14 protein-coding genes are annotated in these 19462 nt (G+C 73.7%); 4 read left to right on the forward strand and 10 right to left on the reverse strand.

The window, feature by feature from the left end; all coding sequences use genetic code 11:
• Positions 1–98: 98 nt before the first annotated feature.
• Positions 99–1838, forward strand: coding sequence for a malto-oligosyltrehalose trehalohydrolase (treZ, locus tag PH189_RS26200; protein WP_274191798.1), 1740 nt, complete (start codon positions 99–101; stop codon positions 1836–1838).
• Positions 1839–1870: 32 nt separating this feature from the next.
• On the opposite strand, the gene acs is transcribed toward treZ, so the two are convergent.
• From acs to PH189_RS26220, 4 genes are all read right to left on the reverse strand, one after another.
• Positions 1871–3790: an acetate--CoA ligase gene (gene acs / locus PH189_RS26205; RefSeq protein ID WP_274191799.1), complete on the reverse strand. Its 1920-nt coding sequence runs from the start codon at positions 3788–3790 to the stop codon at positions 1871–1873.
• Between the two features lie 61 nt (positions 3791–3851).
• Positions 3852–4466 (reverse strand): protein-L-isoaspartate(D-aspartate) O-methyltransferase, encoded by a 615-nt coding sequence (locus PH189_RS26210; protein ID WP_274191800.1) that lies wholly within the window; start codon positions 4464–4466, stop codon positions 3852–3854.
• Between the two features lie 40 nt (positions 4467–4506).
• Positions 4507–5016, reverse strand: a complete 510-nt coding sequence (locus PH189_RS26215) for an STM3941 family protein (protein ID WP_274191801.1) — start codon at positions 5014–5016, stop codon at positions 4507–4509.
• Positions 5013–5441, reverse strand: a complete 429-nt coding sequence (locus PH189_RS26220) for a CoA-binding protein (RefSeq protein WP_274191802.1) — start codon at positions 5439–5441, stop codon at positions 5013–5015. The genes PH189_RS26215 and PH189_RS26220 overlap by 4 nt, the downstream gene beginning before the upstream one ends.
• A 109-nt stretch (positions 5442–5550) precedes the next feature.
• Here PH189_RS26220 and PH189_RS26225 point away from each other — a divergent pair, with 109 nt between their 5' ends.
• Positions 5551–8508 (forward strand): FAD-binding and (Fe-S)-binding domain-containing protein, encoded by a 2958-nt coding sequence (locus tag PH189_RS26225; protein ID WP_274191803.1) that lies wholly within the window; start codon positions 5551–5553, stop codon positions 8506–8508.
• 55 nt (positions 8509–8563) lie between these two features.
• Positions 8564–8863 (forward strand): hypothetical protein, encoded by a 300-nt coding sequence (locus tag PH189_RS26230; RefSeq protein WP_274191804.1) that lies wholly within the window; start codon positions 8564–8566, stop codon positions 8861–8863.
• Positions 8864–8875: 12 nt separating this feature from the next.
• On the opposite strand, the gene PH189_RS26235 is transcribed toward PH189_RS26230, so the two are convergent.
• Together PH189_RS26235 and pyk are read right to left on the reverse strand one after the other, a co-directional pair.
• Complete coding sequence (locus PH189_RS26235) at positions 8876–10090, reverse strand: MalY/PatB family protein (protein WP_274191805.1); 1215 nt, start codon at positions 10088–10090, stop codon at positions 8876–8878.
• A 25-nt stretch (positions 10091–10115) separates the two neighbouring features.
• Positions 10116–11534 (reverse strand): pyruvate kinase, encoded by a 1419-nt coding sequence (gene pyk / locus PH189_RS26240; RefSeq protein WP_274191806.1) that lies wholly within the window; start codon positions 11532–11534, stop codon positions 10116–10118.
• 87 nt (positions 11535–11621) lie between these two features.
• Between pyk and PH189_RS26245 the strand changes: the two genes are divergently transcribed.
• Positions 11622–12899, forward strand: coding sequence for an AI-2E family transporter (locus PH189_RS26245; protein ID WP_274191807.1), 1278 nt, complete (start codon positions 11622–11624; stop codon positions 12897–12899).
• A gap of 31 nt (positions 12900–12930) precedes the next feature.
• On the opposite strand, the gene PH189_RS26250 is transcribed toward PH189_RS26245, so the two are convergent.
• The 4 genes from PH189_RS26250 to secD all read right to left on the reverse strand — a co-directional run bounded on the left by PH189_RS26250 (position 12931) and on the right by secD (position 19401).
• Positions 12931–15417, reverse strand: coding sequence for a RelA/SpoT family protein (locus PH189_RS26250; protein WP_378015056.1), 2487 nt, complete (start codon positions 15415–15417; stop codon positions 12931–12933).
• 158 nt (positions 15418–15575) lie between these two features.
• Positions 15576–16148: an adenine phosphoribosyltransferase gene (locus tag PH189_RS26255; RefSeq protein WP_274191809.1), complete on the reverse strand. Its 573-nt coding sequence runs from the start codon at positions 16146–16148 to the stop codon at positions 15576–15578.
• Positions 16145–17614 (reverse strand): protein translocase subunit SecF, encoded by a 1470-nt coding sequence (gene secF, locus PH189_RS26260; RefSeq protein ID WP_274191810.1) that lies wholly within the window; start codon positions 17612–17614, stop codon positions 16145–16147. Before secF ends, PH189_RS26255 begins: the two co-directional genes overlap by 4 nt.
• Positions 17611–19401, reverse strand: coding sequence for a protein translocase subunit SecD (gene secD / locus PH189_RS26265; RefSeq protein WP_274191811.1), 1791 nt, complete (start codon positions 19399–19401; stop codon positions 17611–17613). Before secD ends, secF begins: the two co-directional genes overlap by 4 nt.
• Positions 19402–19462 lie beyond the last annotated feature (61 nt).

Raw genomic sequence — 19462 nt, forward strand, 5'->3', positions numbered from 1 at the left:
CCCGTGCACCGTCCTGCCCGGAACCCGTCCGCCCGCGCGTCCATCATCCCGGGTCCCGCCACGCATGCGAAGTCGGCCCGTCGGGAACGATCGGACCCGTGGCACACGAGTTCGCGGTGTGGGCCCCCGACCGTACGGCGGTCGGACTGGTCCTGGACGACCGGATCGAGACGATGACGGCGGGAGCGGACGGGTGGTGGTCGGTCACCGTGCCCGACGCCGGCCCGGGGACGGACTACGCGTTCGCGCTGGACGGCGGAGTCGGGGACGGGTGGGAGGGGGCGCTGCCCGACCCGCGCTCGCGGTGGCAGCCGCACGGGGTGCACGCCCCGTCCCGGGTCGTCGAGGTCGAGCCCTCCCCCGCCGACGCGGCCTGGACCGGCCGGACCCTGCCCGGGTCGGTGATCTACGAGATGCACGTCGGCACGTTCACCGAGGGCGGCACGTTCGCCGCCGCGGAGGAGCGGCTGGACCACCTCGTCGATCTCGGCGTCGACCTCGTCGAGATCCTGCCGGTCAACGCCTTCGACGGCACGCGGGGCTGGGGCTACGACGGCGTGCTCTGGTACGCGGTCACCGAGAACTACGGCGGACCGGTGGCGTTCCGGCGGTTCGTCGACGCCTGCCACGCCCGGGGGCTCGGCGTCGTGCTCGACGTCGTCTACAACCACCTCGGGCCGTCCGGGGCCTACCTCGACCGCTTCGGGCCCTACTTCCTCGGCGAGAACGTCTGGGGTCCGTCACTGAACCTCGACGGGCCGGGGTCGGACACCGTGCGCCGCTACATCCTCGACAACGTCACGATGTGGCTGCGCGACTACGGCGTCGACGCCCTGCGCCTCGACGCCGTCCACGCCCTGCGCGACGCCCGGGCGACCCACCTGCTCGAGGAGATGGCGCAGCACGTCGCGACGCTGTCGGCGCACCTGCGCCGCCCGCTGACCCTCATCGCCGAGTCGGACCTCAACGACCCGCGGCTGATCACGCCGCGCGAGGCCGGCGGGTACGGGCTGGACGCGCAGTGGTGCGACGACATCCACCACGCCCTGCACTCGGCGCTCACCGGCGAGACCCAGGGCTACTACGCCGACTTCGGCGCGTTCTCCGTGCTCGCCGACGTCCTGCACCACCCGTTCCACCACGCCGGCACGTGGTCGAGCTTCCGCGGGCGCACCCACGGCCGGCCCGTCGACACGCTGACGACCCCCGGCCACCGCTTCCTCGCCTACCTCCAGGACCACGACCAGATCGGCAACCGGGCCGCCGGTGACCGCCTGTCGGCCACCGTGTCGCCGGGCCTCCTGGCCTGCGGTGCCGCGCTGGTGCTCTGCTCGCCGTACACCCCGATGTTGTTCATGGGCGAGGAGTGGGGCGCGTCGACGCCGTGGGCGTTCTTCGTCGGCTTCGAGGACCCCGCGCTGCAGGACGCCGTGCGCGAAGGCCGTCGCGGGGAGTTCGCCGAGCACGGCTGGGGCGCCTCCGACGTGCCCGATCCGACGGCGCTCTCGACGTTCGAGGACTCGCGGCTCGACTGGTCGGAGATCGAGCGTGAACCCCACGCCTGGCTGCTCGGGGTGCACCGCGAGCTGATCGCCCTGCGCCGCGCCCACCCCGAGCTCACCGACCCTCACCTCGATCGGGTGCGGGTGGACGCCGACGCCGACGCCCGCACGCTCGTCGTGCACCGCGGCGACCTGCGGCTGGCGGTCAACCTGGGCGGGGCCCCGGCGACGCTGCCGGTGGCGGCGCGCGAGGTGCTCAGCGCGCCGTCGGGCGTCGACACCGGCGCCGACACCCTGACCCTCCCGCCGGAGTCGTTCGTGCTGGTCCGTGGGTGAGCGATCTCCGGGGCTCCAGCCCCGAGGGTCGCTCACGAGGCGCGGTAGTCCTCCGCCAGCGTCGCGAAGCCCTCGGGGTCGACGAGCGAGGTCGTGTCGCCGGGCTCCTCGCCACGCGTGACGCCGAGCAGCAACCGGCGCATGATCTTCCCGCTACGGGTCTTCGGGAGGCTGCCGACGACGAGCACCCGGGCCGGCCGGGCGACGGGGCCGAGCTCGCGGGTCACGTGGGCGCGGAGCTCGTCGGTGGGATCGGCGGTGTCCCCGCCCCGCAGCACCACGAACGCCACGATCGCCTGACCCGTGGTCTCGTCCGGCGCGCCGACGACGCCCGCCTCCGCGACGCGCGGGTGGCTGACCAGGGCGGACTCGACCTCGATCGACGAGAGCCGGTGCCCCGAGACGTTCATGACGTCGTCGACCCGGCCTTCGAGCCACACGTCCCCGTCCGCGTCGATCCGGGCGCCGTCGCCGGCGGTGTACCAACCCTGCGCGCGGAAGTCGGCGAAGTAGGACGAGACGAAGCGGTCGGCGTCGCCCCAGACCGTCCGCGCCATCGCGGGCCACGGACGGTCGATGACGAGCAGGCCTCCCTCGTCGGGCGCGCACTCGGAACCGTCCGGGTGCACGACCCGCACCGAGATCCCCGGCAGCGCCCGTGTCGCCGAGCCGGGCTTGAGCGGCGTCGCCCCCGGCAGCGGGGCGACCATCGCCGCGCCGGTCTCGGACTGCCACCAGGTGTCGACGATCGGGCATCGCCCGCCACCGACGTGGGCGTGCAGCCAGCGCCAGGCCTCCGGGTTGATCGCCTCACCGACCGAGCCCAGCAGCCGCAGCGACGACAGGTCGTGGGCGGCCGGCAGGTCCTCGCCCCACTGCATGAACGTCCGCACGAGGGTGGGCGCCGTGTAGTACACGGTGACCCCGTACTTCGCGATGATCTCGAAGTGACGCCCGCGGTGGGGCGTGTCCGGGGTGCCCTCGTAGAGCACCTGCGTGACGCCGTTCGCGAGCGGGCCGTAGACCTCGTAGGTGTGGGCGGTGACCCACGCGAGATCGGCCTGGCACCAGTAGACGTCGTCGGGGCGGTGGTCGAAGCAGGCCCACGCGGTCCACGCGGTCTGGGTGAGGTAGCCACCCATGGTGTGCACGAGACCCTTGGGCCTGCCTGTCGTCCCCGAGGTGTAGATGAGGAACAGTGGGGTCTCCGCCGGGAAGGCCTCGGCGACATGCTCGGTCGGACGGTCGGCGAGGAGCTCGTCCCACCACACGTCGCGACCCCGGGTCCAGGCGACGTCCTGACCGGTGCGCCGGACGACGAGGACGTGCTCGACGCTGTCCACGCCCTCGACCGCGGCGTCCGCGTTGTCCTTGACCGGCACCGCCTTCCCGCGGCGGTACTGACCGTCGGTGGTGACCAGCAGCTTCGCCCCGCCGTCGGTCACCCGGAACCGCAGCGCCTCGGCCGAGAACCCGCCGAAGACCATCGAGTGGATCGCCCCGATGCGGGCGCAGGCCAGCATCACCACCACGGTCTCGACGAGCACCGGCAGGTAGACCACGACGACGTCACCGCGCCCGATCCCCAGCGACTCGAGCCCGTGCGCACACCGCGCGACCTCGGCCTGCAGGTCGGCGTACGTCAGCCGGCGGGAGTCACCGGGCTCGCCCTCCCAGAGCAGCGCCGCCTTCTCGCCGTGGCCGGCTGTGACGTGGCGGTCCACGCAGTTGCGCGCGACGTTGAGCGTCCCGTCGGCGAACCACCGCACGAACGGGAACCCGCTCCCGTCGTAGGCCTCGGTCGGCGCGCTCGACCACTCCAGGCGCCGGGTCTGCTCGAGCCAGAACCCCTCGGGGTCGGCGGCCGCGCGCTCGCGCAGCGCCGGGGCGTCCACGGCGGGCACGTTGGCGGAGGCCGCGAGCTCGGGCGGGGGCGGGACGACGTCACTCATGGCGGCCGTGTGCCCGCCCCGGGGGGGCCGGGACGCCCGGACGTGAGCAGGAACGCGCCTGCTACAGCAGCGGCACGAACGACACGGGCATGAACCGCTCGACGCGGCCGTCGCGGCGCATCCGCACGAGGTCGCCGCGCCGGCCGTGGCCCACGGGGCAGACGAGGACGCCGCGGTCGGTGAGCTGGCCGAGCAGCGCCGCCGGCACCTCGCCCTCGGCCATCGCGGCCACGGAGATCGCGTCGAAGGGCGCCTTGTCGGGGGCGCCTGCACGCCCGTCGCCGTGGCGGACCTCGACGTGGTGGCCGGTGGCCGCGAGCGCGGCGCGGGCCCCGGCCGCGAGCGAGGGGTGGTACTCGATGCTGATCACCTCACGCGCGCACCGCGAGAGCACCGCCGCCGCGTACCCGCTGCCGGTGCCCACCTCGAGCACCCGCTCGCGTCCGGTGAGCTCCAGCAGGGCGGCCATCGCCCCCACCATCGCGGGCGCGGAGATCGTCTGCCCGCACGCGATCGGCAGCGGGCCCGGGCCGTAGGCCTCGTCCGCAAGGTGCGCGGGGACGAACCGGTGGCGCGGCACCTCGAGCATCGCCCGCAGGACCCGCGGGTCGGTGACCCCCTGCCGGCGCACCTCGGCGACCATCGCCCGGCGACGTCGCGCGCGGTAGCTGGCCACGCCGGAACGCTTCCGCACCGGCGACGCGCCGGTCAACGGCTCACGGCCGGAAGGCCTCGATCTCGGTGGCGAGCTCCTCGGCGGGGACGGGGAGCACCGAGGCAGGCAGGACGACGGGGCTGCCGAGGCGCCCGGCCTGCGTGCGTCCGACGCGGGCGCGGGCCGGGGTGGTGCGGGCGAGGACGGCCTCCGGGTCGCGGACCCCGATGACGAGCATCCCGCCGCCCCGGGAGGGCAGGACGTCGATCGACCCGAGCTCCGACCAGGGCAGGAACCCGGCCGCGACGATCGACCCGCCGTCGTCGATGCCCTCGGGGGTGGCGACGAGCAGGGGCCGGCCGCGCAGCAGGCGCACCGCCGCGCGCACCGTGCCGACCGCGAAGAAGACGATCAGCACCAGACCGAGCACGAGGCTCGCCGTGCCTCCGAGGGTCGCCAGCCAGATCCCGGCCGCGAGCCCGACGACGCCGGTCGCCAGCGCGAGCGCGGGGGCGGTGCGGGGCGCGCGGACCTCGAGGCGGTCCGGCCCGCGGGTGACAGCCGGGTTCACCCGCACCACCGCCTGTGCTCCGCGCGCAGGTCCCGGTCCGCGACGGCCACCAGCCCCGCCGCCCGGGCGCGGTCGGCCGCGCGGGCCGTGGTGTCCGCGTCCGCGACCTCGCTCGGCAGCCACACGGCGTGCCCCCCGACGCCCGCGACCTCGTCGATCACCGCGTCCCAGGCGGTCGGCGCGCGGAAGACCACGACGAGGTCGGGCGCCGGGACGTCGGCGAGCGTCGGTGCGCAGAGCCGCCCGAGGGTCTCGACGACGTGGGGGTTCACGAGGTCGACGGTCCACGCGGTGCGGTCGAGCAGGTAGGCGCCGAGCCGGAAGCTGGGCCGGTTGAAGCGGTCGGAGACCCCGAGCAGCGCCACCCGGCGCACGCCGGTCAGGAGCGCGCCGACGGCGGCGTCGTCCAGCGCTTCGGTGGTCACGTCATCCATCCTCCCGCAGCCACGTGAGCACTTTCGGCCCCTGGGGGGCGGAACGTGCTCACGACGGAGAGGACTTGCCGCGGCGTGCGGCGGCGGCCAGAGTCGTCCGGTGGCCACGGTCGATCTCGCCCCTCCCCGCACGCGCCCGCGGACCGCCGAGGAGAACCTCGAACGCGCGCTGGCCGACCGGGTGGACGGCGAGGTGCGCTTCGACGCCGGGTCGCGCGCCACGTACGCCGTCGACTCCTCGAACTACCGCCAGGTCCCGATCGGCGTGGTCGTCCCGCGCACGATCGACGCCGGCGTCGAGGCGCTCGCCGTGTGCCGCGAGCACGACGTCCCGGTGCTCTCCCGTGGCGGCGGCACGAGCCTCGCCGGGCAGTGCTGCAACGCCGCCGTGGTGATCGACTGGTCGAAGTACTGCACGCGGATCGTGTCGGTCGACGAGGACGCGCGCACCTGCGTCGTCGAGCCCGGCATCAAGCTCGACGACCTCAACGCCGCCCTGCCCGGCCGCCTGATCTTCGGCCCGAAGCCCGCGACGCACGTCAGCTGCACGCTCGGCGGGATGATCGGCAACAACTCCTGCGGGTCGACCGCGCAGACGTTCGGCAAGGTCGCCGACAACGTCCGCCGCCTCGAGGTGCTCACCTACGACGGCCTGCGGATGTGGGTCGGGCCGACGTCCGAGCAGGAGTACGCCACCATCCAGGCCGAGGGCGGGCGACGCGCGGAGATCTACCGGGGCCTGCGCGCGATCGCCGCCGACCACGCCGCGCTGGTGGCCGAGCGTTTCCCCGACATCCCGCGCCGCGTGTCGGGCTACAACCTCGACGACCTGCTGCCTGGCCCCAACGCCGACGGCACCGGCCTCGACCTCGCCCGCGCGCTGGTGGGCTCGGAGTCGACGCTGGTGACGGTGCTGCACGCCGAGCTCGACCTCGTCGTCGAGGCCCGGCACACCGCGCTGGTGGTGCTGGGGTTCGACGACATCGTCGCGTCCGCGCGCTGCGTCGACACGATCCTCCCGCACCGCCCGCACTTCCTGGAGTGCATCGACCGCGTCATCGTCGAGTTCCAGCGCTTCCGGGGCGTGCACCCGCGGGCCATGGCCGCGATGCCCGAGGGCCAGAGCTGGCTCATGGTGCAGATCCGCGACGACGACCCCGCGCGCGTGGCCGTCCGCACCGAGGCGCTCACCGCCGATCTGCGTGAGCACGGCCCGTCGATCCTCACGGTCACCGACCCGGCCGAGCAGGCCGAGCTGTTCAGCATCCGGGAGTCCGCGCTCGCCGTCTCGGCCCGCGACCCGCGCACCGGTCAGGACAACTACGAGGGCTGGGAGGACGCGGCCCTGCCCACCGCCCGTCTCGCGGACTACCTGGCGGAGTGGGTCGCCCTGCTCGAGGAGTACGGGTACAGCGAGGGCACGGCGATCTACGGGCACTTCGGTCACGGCTGCATCCACACGCGCATCCCGTTCGAGCTCGGCTCGACGGCGGGCGTCGCGGCCTACCGCTCGTTCATGGAGCGCTCGGCGGACCTGTGCGTGAAGTACGGCGGGTCGCTCTCGGGCGAGCACGGCGACGGGCAGTCGCGCGGCGAGCTGCTCGAGCGGATGTACGGGCCCGAGCTCGTGGCGGCCTTCGAGTCGGTCAAGGCGCTCCTCGACCCCCGCAACCGGATGAACCCCGGCAAGGTCGTCCACCCATTCCGCCTGGACGAGCACCTGCAGATCGGCCCCGACTACGACCCCGCCGAGCCCGCGTCGGCGTTCTCCTACCCGTCCGACGACGGCCGCTTCACCCGCGCCGTGGAGCGCTGCATCGGGGTCGGCCGGTGCCGGCGCACCGAGGGCGAGGTCATGTGCCCCTCGTACCGCGCCACCGGCGAGGAGCACCACTCCACGCGCGGCCGTGCGCGGCTGCTCTGGGAGATGCTGCGCGGGCACGAGGACTCGCCGATCACCGACGGCTGGCGCTCCACCGAGGTCCGCGACGCCCTCGATCTGTGCCTGGCGTGCAAGGGCTGCCTGTCGGACTGCCCGGTCAACGTCGACATGGCGACCTACAAGGCCGAGTTCCTGCACCACCACTACGGGGGCCGGCAGTGGCGCCGCCCGCGCTCGCACCTGTCGATGGGGTGGCTGCCGGCGCTCGCCCGCCTCGCGTCACCGGTCGCGCCGCTGGTCAACCGGATCATGTCGTCCCGGGCGGCGGGGCTGCTCAAGAGAGCCGGCGGCATCGACGAGCGTCGCGCGATCCCCGCGTTCGCCACCCCGCGGTTCACGCACTGGTTCCGCGAGCGCGGCTCGCGCGGCTCCGGCGAGCGCGGCGAGGTGCTGCTCTGGCCGGACACGTTCACCGAGTTCCTCCATCCCCGCGCCGGTGCCGACGCCGTCCGCGTGCTCGAGGCGGCCGGCTTCACGGTGCGGGTCCCGGAGCAGGAGCTGTGCTGCGGCCTGACGTGGGTGACGACGGGTCAGCTCGACGTCGCCGCCAGGGTGCTCGGCCGGACGCTCGACGCGCTGGCCCCGGCCGTCGGCGACGGCATGCCGATCGTGGGGCTCGAGCCGAGCTGCACGGCGGTGTTCACCGACGACGCCCCGAACCTGCTGCCCGGGCCTCGCGCCGACGCGATCGCCGCGGCCACGACGACCCTCGGGCGCCTGCTCGCCGAGTGTGCGCCGGACTGGGCGCCGCCCGGGCTCGCCGGGCGCGAGGTGATGGTCCAGCAGCACTGCCACCAGCACGCCACCGGCGGCTACGGCGCGGAGACCGACGTGCTGCGACGCGCCGGCGCCGAGGTGGAGGTGCTCGACTCCGGGTGCTGCGGGCTCGCCGGCAACTTCGGGTTCGAACAGGGGCACTACGAGGTGTCGGTGGCCTGCGGGGAGGCGGTGCTCCTGCCCCGGGTGCGGGGCGCCGACGCCGGCACCGCGGTGATCGCCGACGGCTTCTCCTGCCGCACCCAGATCGACCAGCTCACCGAGCGCCGGGGCGACCACCTGGCCTCGCTCCTCGCCTCCGGTCTTCCCGACGACGAGTTCCTCCCCTGGCCTTCGTGAGCGATCCTGGGGGCTATAGGCCCGAAGTCCGCTCACGGGAGACGGGGGACCGACGATGGCGATCGCGGTGGAGACCACCTTTCACGGGGTCACGCTGGCCGAGTACGACGACCTGCTCCGGCGCCTCGAGTTCCGGCGCGGCGGCGACTCCGAGCCCGGCTGCCTGTTCCACTACACGATCCCGACCCACGACGGGTTCCGTGGCGTCGACGTGTGGGAGTCGGCCGAGGCGTTCGAGCGGTTCGTCGGCGGACGGCTCGCGCCGGTCCTCGAGAACCTCGGGATCGACCGCCCCGACGTCGCGATGTCCGAGGTCCACAACTACCTGATCGCGCCTCCGGAGCGCCGCGGCTAGGTGTCGTGGCCGCTAGGAGAGAGCGGCGCCGATGCGCTCGAGGGCCTCGGTGAGGACGGGGCGGGACATGGCGAGGTTGAGGCGCATGCCCCCGCGCCCGGCCTCCCCGCACGCCGCGCCGTCGGTCATGACCACACCCGCCTCGCGGACGAAGAACGCCGACGGGGGCTCGTCGAGGCCCAGACCCCGGCCGTCGAGCCACGCGAGGTAGGTGCCCTCGGGGACGGTCACGTCGAGGCCCGGCAGGTCGGCGGACGCCAGCAGGGCGCGGTTGCCGTCCAGGTAGGCGAGCACGTCGTGGAGCCAGCCCCGGGCGTCGCGGTAGGCCGAGGTCGTCGCCAGCACCCCGGGCGTCGCGGTGCCGTGCTCGGCGAGGTACCCGGTGGCCTCCCAGTGTGCGGCGTCGGCATCGTTCGAGAGGATCACCTGCCCGCACTTGAGCCCCGGGGTGTTCCAGGCCTTGGACGCCGAGGTCGCCGTGACCGTGTGCGCCGCGGCGGCCCCGGACGTCGCGGCGTAGGGCCGGTGGCGGTGGGCGTCGAACGTCAGGGGCGCGTGGATCTCGTCGCTGAACACCCGCCCGCCGTGGCGCTCGACCACCTCGGTCACCGCGGCGAGCTCGTCGACGTCGAAGACGCGACCCGTGGGGTTGTGCGGGTTGGTCAGCACCAGCAGGCCCGCGCCGTCGGCGAACGCGCGGTCGATCGCGTCGAGGTCGAGCACGAACCGCCCGGACCCGTCACCGCCGTCCCGGGCCATCGGCACCTGGACCAGCTCGCGGCCGAGCATCGCCGGCACGGTGAGGAAGGGCATGTAGGCCGGGGTCGGCAGCACGATCGCGCTGCCGGGCCGGGTGAAGTGCCGGACGGTCGCGGTGAACGCGGTGAGCACGTCGGGCACGGGGCGCACGCGGGCCGGGTCGGGCGCCCACCCGAGCCGCTCGCCCCAGAACGCCGACGTCGCCGCGGCCATGTCGGCCACCCAGTCGTCGGGCAGGTAGCCGAAGCGCGACCCGTCGGCCGAGGTGCGGACGGCGTCGGCCACGACGTCGGCGACCGGGTAGTCCATCTCGGCGACGAACGCCCCGATCAGGCCCTCGCGCTCGCCGCGTCGCCACGAGCCGGGCGTCGACCACTTCCACGAGCCGCCCGCCCGCATGTGCGCGGCGGTGAGGGCGTCGAAGCGGTGGGACGGCACGGTCGGTGGCGTCGTGGGATGGGCGGTCACGCCCGTCGATGATGCCATCGACGGCTCAGCGCGCGTCCTCCCCGATCTTGTGGACGCGCAGCAGGTTGGTCTTGCCGACGGTGCCGGGCGGCGAGCCGGAGACGATCACGACGAGCTCGCCGGCGGCGAAGCGCCCGATCTCCAGCAGCGACGCGTCGACCTGGCGGATCATCGCGTCGGTGGTGTCCGCCCAGGGCACGAGGAAGGTCTCGACGCCCCAGCTCAGCGCCAGCTGGCTGCGGACCTCGGGGATCGGCGAGAACGCCAGCACCGGCAGCCGGGTGTGCAGGCGGGCGAGGCGGCGGACGGTGTCGCCGGTGCGCGTGAACGCCACCAGCGCGCGGGCGTTGAGGCGCTCGCCGATGTCGCGCGCGGCGGTGGTCACCACGCCGCGCTGGGTGCGCGGGACGTGCTGGATCGGCGGCACCGACGCCGGGCCGACCTCGACCGCGGCGACGATCCGGGACATCGTCTGGACCGTCTCGATGGGGTAGTCGCCGACGCTGGTCTCGCCGGAGAGCATCACGGCGTCCGCGCCGTCGAGCACGGCGTTGGCCACGTCGGACGCCTCGGCCCGGGTCGGCCGGAAGTTGTGGATCATCGACTCGAGCATCTGCGTCGCGACGATCACCGGCTTGGCGTTCTCGCGCGCGATCTGCACCGCGCGCTTCTGCACCAGCGGGACGTCCTCGAGCGCCAGCTCCACACCCAGGTCACCGCGGGCGACCATGATCGAGTCGAAGGCCAGGACGATCGCCTCGAGCGCGTCGACCGCCTCGGGCTTCTCGATCTTCGCGATCACCGGGAGGCGCGAGCCGTACTCGTCCATGATCTTGTGGACGAGCTCGGCGTCGGCGGGCGAGCGCACGAAGGACAGCGCGATCATGTCGACGCGCAGGCCGAGGGCGAAGCGCAGGTCGGCCTCGTCCTTGTCGCTCATCGCCGGCACCGACACCGCGGTGTGGGGCAGCGAGATGCCCTTGTTGTCGGAGACCCGGCCGCCCTCGATCACGCGGCAGACGACATCGGGGCCCTCGACGGCGGTGACCTCGAGGGCGACGTTGCCGTCGTCGATGAGCAGGGACTCGCCGGGACGGGCGTCGTCGGCGAGGCCGGAGTACGTGGTGCCGACGCGGTCGTGGGTGCCCGCGACGTCCTCGGTGGTGATCGTGACCGTCTCGCCGGTGGCCCACATCTGCGGACCGTCGACGAACCGCCCCAGACGGATCTTCGGACCCTGCAGGTCGGCCAGGATGCCGACGGCGCGACCCTCGCTGTCGGCCGCCTCGCGCACGAGGCGGTAGATCCGTTCGTGCTCGGCGTGCTCGCCGTGGCTGAAGTTGAGACGGGCCACGTCCATGCCGGCGCGGACGAGGTCACGGATGGCCTCGGGCGTCGACGTCGACGGCCCCAACGTGCACACGATCTTTGCTCGTCGGCTCACGGCCCTCATCGTATCCCGCTCTGCACCGATCCAGCAGAGGCCGGGCGCCGGAGAACGTCCTGCGGCCCGCGCGACTACGGTGAGCCGGTGACCCTGCCGACGATCGGAGCGGACCCCCCGGACGGCGCGGGCGAGGGCGGAACGACCGCAGCCGGGGGCGGCATCCTGCTCCAGGGACGCAAGCGCTGGGAGGTCCCGCCGGCCCTCGAGATCGCCACCGCGCTCGCCTGGCGCCTGCTGCTCCTGGGTGCGGCGATCCTGGTCGTCATCTACGTCCTGGGCCTGCTCGGGGCGGTCGTGGTGCCCGTCGTCCTCGCGCTGATCGCGGCGTCCCTGCTCGCCCCGTCCGCGCACGCCCTGTCGCGCATCCGGTGGCTGCCGCACGCGGTGGCCACCGCGATCGTCATCGTCGGCGGCGTCGCCGTCGTCGGCGGCGTGTTCTACGGCGTCGGCCTGGCCTTCGTCTCCGGGCTCCCGGAGCTGTCGTCGCAGCTGCTCGCCAGCGTGGCGAGCATCCAGCAGTGGCTGCGCACCGGCCCGCTCGGGCTGAACAACGAGCAGTTCACCGAGGTCGGCAACCAGCTCTTCGCCTATCTCCAGTCCAGCCAGGCGACGCTCGCGCAGAGCGCCCTCGGCGCGGTGAGCACCGTGGGCGAGGTCCTCACCGAGCTCCTGCTGGCCCTCTTCACGCTGATCTTCTTCGTCTACAACGGCGGCACGGTGTGGCGCTTCGTGCTCGGCGCGGTCCCGCGCCAGGCCCGCGACCGCGCCGACATCGCCGGACGGCGCGCCTTCGCCTCGCTCGTCGGCTACACCCGCGCGACGATCCTCGTCGCCGCCGCCGACGCGATCACCGCGGGCGTCGGGCTGTGGCTGATCGGGATCCCGCTGCCCGTCCCGCTGGCCGCGCTCATCTTCTTCGGCGCCTTCGTCCCGACCCTCGGCGCCGTCGTCTCCGGCGTCGTCGCAGTGCTCGTCGGCCTGGTCAGCGGCGGCATCACCGACGCCCTGCTCGTCGTGCTGCTGCTCGTCCTGGTGCAAAACCTCGAGGGCTACATCCTCCAGCCCCTGCTTCTCGGGCGGTCGATCAAGCTCCATCCGCTCGCCGTCGTGCTGCCGATCGCCTGCGGGCTCGTGCTCGCCGGCATCGCCGGGGCCCTGCTCGCGGTCCCGCTCGTCACGGTGATCGACGCCGGGGTCCGCTCCCTCACGCGCGCCTCCGACGGCCCGGGGCTCGACCCGGAGGCGGTCGACGCCCTCGATCCCCGCTCCGCCCGCCCCGACTGGCACACCGACGAGCAGCCCCCGCGCAACCTCGTCGCCCGGGCCGTCGACGCCTTCCGCGCACGGTCGTCGTCGGCCTGACGGGCGACCTCGTCGTCCGGCGGTCCGGAGCTCAGCTCGCGGAGGTCACCCGGTAGACGTCGTAGACGCCCTCGACGTTGCGGACCGCCTTGAGCACGTGGCCGAGGTGCTTGGGGTCGCCCATCTCGAACGAGAAGCGGCTGACCGCCACGCGGTCGCGCGAGGTGGTGACCGACGCGGAGAGGATGTTGACCTTCTCGTCGGCCAGGACCTTGGTGATGTCGGAGAGCAGCCGGTGCCGGTCGAGGGCCTCGGCCTGGATCGCGACGAGGAACAGCGCGCTCGACGACGACGCCCAGTGCACGTTGACCAGACGCTCGGGCTCGCTGCGCAGCTCGTCGGCGTTGGTGCAGTCGGTGCGGTGCACGCTGACGCCGCCGCCGCGGGTGACGAACCCCAGGATGCCGTCGCCGGGTACGGGCGTGCAGCACCGCGCCAGCTTGATCCAGACGTCGCCGTCGGAGTCGTCCATGTCGTCGATGACGACGCCGACGTCGCCGGTGCCGCGCCGGCGCTGGACCGTGGAGGGCGTGGCGCGGTCGGCCAGCTCCTCCTCGTTCTGCTCGACGCCGCCGAGGAGCGCCACGAGCCGCTGCACGACGTGGCGCGCCGATACGTGGTGCTCGCCGACCGCGGCGTAGAGCGCGGAGACGTCGGCGTAGCGCAGCTCGTGGGCGAGGGCGCCCATCGAGTCGCCGGAGACGAGGCGCTGCAGCGGCAGGCCGGTGCGCCGGGCCTCGCGGGTGATGGCCTCCTTGCCGCCCTCGATCGCCTCCTCGCGGCGCTCCTTGGCGAACCACTGCTTGATCTTCTGCTTGGCCCGCGGCGAGGCGACGAAGCCCAGCCAGTCGCGCGACGGACCGGCGCCCTCGGCCTTCGACGTGAAGATCTCGACGACCTCGCCGTTCTCGAGCTCGCGCTCGAGGGCGACCAGGCGTCCGTTGACCCGGCTGCCGATGCACCGGTTGCCGACCTCGGTGTGCACCGCGTAGGCGAGGTCGACCGGCGTCGATCCGCTGGGCAACGTGATCACGTCGCCCTTGGGCGTGAAGACGAAGATCTCGCGGGTGGCGAGGTCGTAGCGCAGCGACTCGAGGAACTCCCCCGGGTCCGCCGCCTCCCGCTGCCAGTCCAGCAGCTGGCGCATCCACGCCATCTCGTCGAGCTCGAGGGTGCCGTCGCCGGCCGAGCCGTTCTTGTGCGCGCCCTTGGTCTCCTTGTACCGCCAGTGCGCGGCGATGCCGTACTCGGCGGTGCGGTGCATCTCGTGGGTGCGGATCTGCACCTCGAGCGGCTGGCCGTCCGGCCCGATCACCGTGGTGTGCAGCGACTGGTAGACGCCGAAGCGCGGCTGGGCGATGTAGTCCTTGAAGCGCCCGGGCATCGGCTGCCACAGGGCGTGGACCATGCCCATCGCGGCGTAGCAGTCGCGGACGTCCTCGACGAGCACCCGCACGCCCACCAGGTCGTGGATGTCGTCGAAGTCCTTCCCCTTGACGATCATCTTCTGGTAGATCGAGTAGTAGTGCTTCGGCCGCCCGAGCACCTCGGCCTTCACCCGGGCCTCGGTGAGCTGGCCGGAGACCTCGTCGATCACCGAGCGCAGGTAGGTGTCGCGGCTGGGGGCGCGGTCGGCGACGAGGCGGACGATCTCGTCGTAGCGCTTGGGGTGCAGGATCGCGAACGCGAGATCCTCGAGCTCCCACTTGACCGTCGACATCCCCAGCCGGTGGGCCAGCGGCGCGAGCACCTCGAGGGTCTCGCGGGCCTTCTTGGCCTGCTTCTCCGGCTTGAGGAAGCGCATGGTGCGCATGTTGTGCAGCCGGTCGGCCAGCTTGATGACGAGCACGCGCGGGTCACGCGCCATCGCCACGACCATCTTGCGGATCGTCTCCGCCTCGGCCGCGGCCCCGAGCTGGACCTTGTCGAGCTTGGTGACGCCGTCGACCAGGTGCGCGACCTCGGCGCCGAAGTCGGAGGCGAGCTTCTCGAGCGAGTAGTCGGTGTCCTCGACGGTGTCGTGCAGCAGGGCCGCGACCAGCGTCGTCGTGTCCATCCCGAGCTCACCGAGGATGGTCGCGACCGCCAGCGGGTGCGTGATGTACGGGTCGCCGCTCTTGCGCATCTGGCCGTCGTGCGACTGCTCGGCGATGTCGTAGGCGCGCTGCAGCGTGGCCATGTCAGCCGACGGGTGCAGCTCGCGGTGCACCGCGGCCAGCGGCTCGAGCACGGGCTTGACCACGCCCGAACGCTGGGCGGTGATCCGGCGGGCGATGCGGGCACGCACCCGGCGCGTCGCCGAGGGCGGGCGGGTGGTGCTGACCGGCGGGGTGGGCGAGAGGCCGGCGGACTCGAGGACCGCGTCCTCGCGGGTGCCCCCGTCGTCGGCGGCGGCGTCCGACGGGGCGGGTTCGGTGGCCAGCGGTGTGCCCGTGGCGTCGACGTGCTGGCTCACGCGTCGTCCCCTTCCCCTCCGGACCACGGGGCGGGGGCTGCGCCCACCGTGTCCGGAATCCATCCAGGATATCCCGGCATTGGCGGGGTGTCCGGTCGGTGGCGGCCCGATCGGACGATCGGTCGTCCGCGATCGGTACGCGTGGGTGACGGTGGCCCGGTCGAGCCGGCGACGACCGGAGCGCGCGACGGGCGGTCGGTCAGTGGTCGGTGGACCGCCGGTCAGCGCGCCAGCAGGGCGTGGACGTCGTGGCCGCCGAGGCGCGCGCCTCCCTCGAGAGCCGGCAGCTCGAGCACCACCGAGAACGCCGCGACGACGGCGCCGGCGCCCTCGACCAGCTGGCACGCCGCCGCCGCGGTGCCGCCGGTGGCCAGGACGTCGTCGACGAGCAGCACCCGGGTCCCAGGGTGCAGCACGTCGGCGGGCAGCTCGAGGGTCGCGGAGCCGTACTCGAGGTCGTAGGTGCGGCGCGCCGCGACCGCGGGCAGCTTGCCCTCCTTGCGCACGGCGACGACGCCCACGCCCAGCGAGTGGGCCACGGCCGCGCCGAGCAGGAAGCCCCGCGCCTCGATGCCGACGACGACGTCGACCCCGGTCCGCGCCGCCGGGGCCGCCAGCAGCCGGGTGGTCGCGGCGAGCCCCGGCCCGTCGGCGAGCAGCCCGGTGAGGTCCCAGAACCGGATTCCGGGCGTCGGGAAGTCGGGGACGTCGCGCAGCAGGCTCGCCACCAGGTCGAGATCTGTCACGTCGAGTTCGGCAAGGTCGTCGTCGGGTGCGTCGCTCGCGGTGCTCACCTGCGGCGCTTGCCCGACGGGCGCCCGCTGCGGCCCGTGGGACGGGCTCCGGGACGCGGGGCCGCGGCCCGGCCGTCGCCGTCGCGGGCGCCCGAGCTCCGGGCCCCGGCCGCGGCGACCTCGCGGGTGTCGAGGACGTCGGTCGACGGGCCGTCCGCGGCCGCCTGGGCGCCGTCCCCGCCCTCGGCGCGCCGGGCGTTCTTGGCCCGGCGCGCGGCGACCTTCTCGGCCTGCGCGGCCCACTGCTTGTTGCGCATCGCGAGGTCGACCACGATCGGCGTCGCGAGCAGCACCGACGAGGCGGCGCCGACGATCGTGCCGACGAGCTGGACGAGCGCGAGGTCACCGAGCACGCCGACCCCGAGCAGCACCACGCCCACGATGAACAGCCCGACCAGCGGGAGGGCGGCGATCAGCGAGGTGTTCAGCGATCGCATCAGCGTCTGGTTGACCGCGAGGTTCGCGGCCTCGGCGTAGGTGCGTCTCGTGAGGCCGAGCAGACCGCGGGTGTTCTCCCGGACCTTGTCGAACACGACGACCGTGTCGTACAGCGAGAAGCCGAGGATCGTCAGCAGGCCGATGACCGTGGCCGGCGAGACCTCGAAGCCGACGAGCGAGTACACGCCCGCGGTGATGATGATGTCGTTCGCGAGGGCGATCAGCGCCGCGAGCGCCATCCGTCGCTCGAAGTAGAACGACAGGTAGATCGTCACGAGCACGAGGAAGACGACGAGCGCGATGCCCGCCTGCCGCGTGATCTCGCCTCCCCAGCTGGCGCTCACCGCGCTGTCGGAGATCGCGTTCTGGTCGGGTGTCCCGGACGTCCCCAGCGGCTGGAACCGCTCGAAGAGCGTCTGACGCAGCGCGATGACCTGCGCGACGTCCAGGCGCTCCGAGCGGATGATGATCGTCGAGGTGGCGCCCTGGCCCGCGCTCTGCACCGAGGTCGCCTCGAGGCCGACCGCCTGGGTGTAGGCCTGCTCGACCTGCTGCGTCGCGATCGGGCCGTTCGCCCCGACGGCCGGCATCTGGACGCTCGTGCCGCCCTCGAAGTCGATGCCGAAGTTGAAGCCCCGGATCACCATCGACAGGATGCAGATGATCAGCGCGACCCCGAAGATCGCGTACCAGGTCTTCGAGCGCCCGACGATGTCGATGCCGCCGTTGCCGCGGTAGAGCGAGTCGAGACGGCTGCGGCGCCGCGGACGGGAGCTGTCGTCCCGCTCGTCGGGGGCGTCGGCGGCGGCCTCGCCGGTCGGGTCGTCGTCGTCCGCCCCGTCGACATCCGTCCCGTCGTTGGCTGGGTCGTCGGTCAGGTCGTCCCGGACCTCGTCCTCGGGCGGGGCGTCCTCGGCGCGGCGGCGCCCGCTCGCCCGGCCGTTGCCGCGGCCGGCGGGTCCGTGGGTGTCGCCGCTGGTGACGGCGTCGGTGCGGCGGTTGTTCGGGCCGCTGGTGGACCGGGTCATCGGGCACCCCCACGTCCGGCGCGATCACGGCCCGTCCCCGTGCGGGAGCCCGGACGGCCGGCCCCGCCGCGGGACGCCGTCCCGCTCCCGGCCGGGCGCCGCCCGCCCGCGCGTGGTGGACCGGAGCCGGGCCGCGGCGCATGGCGCACCGCCTCCCCCAGGCCGGACCACGCGGGGCTGGCGAACAGACGCGAGTTCGACGCGAGGGCGAGCAGCGGGTGCGTCACGAGGAACACCACGACGAGGTCGAGGACGGTGGACATGCCCAGCGTGAACGCGAAGCCCTTGACCTGGCCGACGGCGAGGACGTAGAGCACCACCGCCGCCAGGAAGCTCACGGCGTCGCCGGAGAGGATCGTGCGTCGGGCGCGGACCCATCCGCGGGGTACCGCGGACCGGAAGCTGCGCCCGTCGCGGACCTCGTCCTTGATCCGTTCGAAGAAGATGACGAACGAGTCCGCCGTGATGCCGATGGCGACGATGAAGCCGGCGACACCGGCGAGGTCGAGGGTGAAGCCGATCCCCCGCCCGAGCAGCACCAGGACGGCGTAGACGACGAGCCCGGACAGGATGAGCGACAGGATCGTCAGCACGCCGAGCGCGCGGTAGTAGAAGAGCGAGTAGAGGAACACCAGCGCCAGGCCCACGACGCCCGCGATGAGCCCGGCCTGCAGGGACGCCAGCCCGAGCGTCGCCGACACGGTCTGCGCCTCCGACGTGTCGAACGACAGCGGCAGCGAGCCGTAGCGCAGGACGTTGGCGAAGTCCGTGGCCGACGCCTGGTTGAAGTTGCCGGAGATCTGCGCGTTGCCGTCGAGCAGGGGCTGGACGATCCGCAGCGCGGAGACCACCTGCGAGTCGAGGACGACGGCGTTCGAGTTGTTGACGTTCGCGCTGGTGTAGTCGGCCCACGTGTCCGCGGGCTGGCCGCCCTTGAACGCGAGGTTGATGATCCAGCCCACGCCCTGGGGGTTGGGGTTCGGCTGCGCGCTCGCGACGTCGGTGCCCGAGAGGATCGCGGGGCCGAGCAGGTACTTCTCCGTGCCCTCGCGGTTGCACGCGACCAGGGGCCGCGCCGGGTCGTCGTAGCCGCGCAGGGGGTCCTCGACGGCGCAGTCCAGCGCGAGCGCCGCCTGTTCCTGCACCGCAGGGTCCTCGCTCTGGCGCGTCGCCTTCGCCTCGGCGATCGCCTGGGCCAGGCGCGGGTCCTGCGACGTGGCATTGGGGTCGCCGCCCGGAGGTGGCGTGGGGACCGGGGGCTGCTGCTGCCCGAGGGCGTCGAGCGGCACGCTCTGCCCGGCGGGGGCCTGCCCGGGCGTGCCGGCGCCGGTCGGCCCGCCGGGGGCCCCGGGCGCTCCGGGCGCCGTGGCTCCCGGCTGTCCCGGCTGACCCGGTTGGGGGCCCGCCGGGATCGGCCCGCCGAGGACCGGACGGAAGTACAGCCGCGCCGTCTGGCCGAGCGAGCGCGCCTGGTCGCCCTCCTGGCCGGGCACGGTGATGACGAGGTTGTTGCCGTCCTGCACCACCTCGGCACCGCTGACGCCGAGCCCGTTGACACGCTGGTCGATGATCTGGCGCGCCAGGTTCAGCTGGTCGGGCGTCGGCGCGGCGCCGGTCTCGGTGCGCGCGGTCAGCGTGACCCGGGTGCCGCCCTGGAGGTCGATACCGAGCTTGGGCTTCGGCGAGCCGTCCCCGGTGAAGAAGACCAGTCCGTAGAGCGCAGCCACCACCACGACGAAGGCGGCCAGGTAGCGCCCGGGCGAGAATCGGACGGTCGGAGGGGCCACGCTGCGTTGCTCCAGTTGCTCGTGTCAGTCAGCCGGGGAGGGGCTCGCCGCGAGGGTAGGC

Source organism: Actinomycetospora chibensis, assembly GCF_028737215.1.
Taxonomy (GTDB): domain Bacteria; phylum Actinomycetota; class Actinomycetes; order Mycobacteriales; family Pseudonocardiaceae; genus Actinomycetospora; species Actinomycetospora chibensis.

What these genes read in the sequence shown, in the direction of transcription:
- acs (WP_274191799.1), bottom strand. Translation starts at nt 3,790, where the DNA reads ATGAGTGACGTCGTCCCGCCCCCGCCCGAGCTCGCGGCCTCCGCCAAC.
- PH189_RS26230 (WP_274191804.1), top strand. Translation starts at nt 8,564, where the DNA reads ATGGCGATCGCGGTGGAGACCACCTTTCACGGGGTCACGCTGGCCGAG.
- PH189_RS26250 (WP_378015056.1), bottom strand. Translation starts at nt 15,417, where the DNA reads ATGGATTCCGGACACGGTGGGCGCAGCCCCCGCCCCGTGGTCCGGAGG.
- secF (WP_274191810.1), bottom strand. Translation starts at nt 17,614, where the DNA reads ATGACCCGGTCCACCAGCGGCCCGAACAACCGCCGCACCGACGCCGTC.